1 protein-coding gene and 1 pseudogene are annotated in these 627 nt (G+C 46.7%); both read right to left on the reverse strand.

The genetic code is table 11. From position 1 onward, the window contains the following. A pseudogene (locus ACP45E_RS00960) lies at positions 1 to 317 on the reverse strand (Fe/S-dependent 2-methylisocitrate dehydratase AcnD); the annotation flags it as partial. Between the two features lie 178 nt (positions 318 to 495). After that, positions 496 to 627: citrate/2-methylcitrate synthase (locus tag ACP45E_RS00965; RefSeq protein WP_277815664.1), on the reverse strand; the 132-nt coding region annotated here is incomplete at its 5' end.

The following is a 627-nucleotide window of genomic DNA, read 5'->3' on the forward strand; positions in this document are numbered from 1 at the left end:
TCTTTTGCAATGGCATCTCGAAGCCCAGCTAGGTCAACCAGAGCGGTTTGGCCAAGGATATCGTGACAGACCACACGAGCTGGATACCATGGAAAATCAAGGTCGCTTTTTCTATCGATAATTTGTTTTAGGCTATCGGTCAACTGGCTAGGGTCACATCGCCTAACAAGCTGCTCTGCCAATATTCTTGACGTATAAGGCAGTGTTTCATACGAACCCGGTGAAATACGGTTGATCGCTTCACGCGCATCAAAATAGTCTAATTGTGTCTCTGGCAGCGATTTTCGGTATCGCTGATTTACGCTGAAATTTGGCATAGCATCCGTCCATGAATCGGTTCATCTTGGTCAAGCAAGGCATCGTTCGCCCTGCTTTTTAAGTCATTGCCTACTGCACTGGATCGGCTTGTTCTGCTTGATCTGCACAGTTTGCTTGGTTTTGTTGCGCGATTGAAAGGCAATGTCTTTGACTCGTTTGTTTGACTATTTCGTTGGCCTATTGCCTTTGATCAATCGGTAACCAATCTTGATGCTCAGGCCCATCGTAGTCAGCACTTGGACGAATAATTCGATTGTTGGCACGCTGCTCATAAATATGCGCCGCCCACCCCGTTAAACGGCTCATAAC

The sequence above is a fragment of the Vibrio genomosp. F10 str. 9ZD137 genome, from assembly GCF_049974785.1.
Taxonomy (GTDB): Bacteria; Pseudomonadota; Gammaproteobacteria; order Enterobacterales; family Vibrionaceae; genus Vibrio.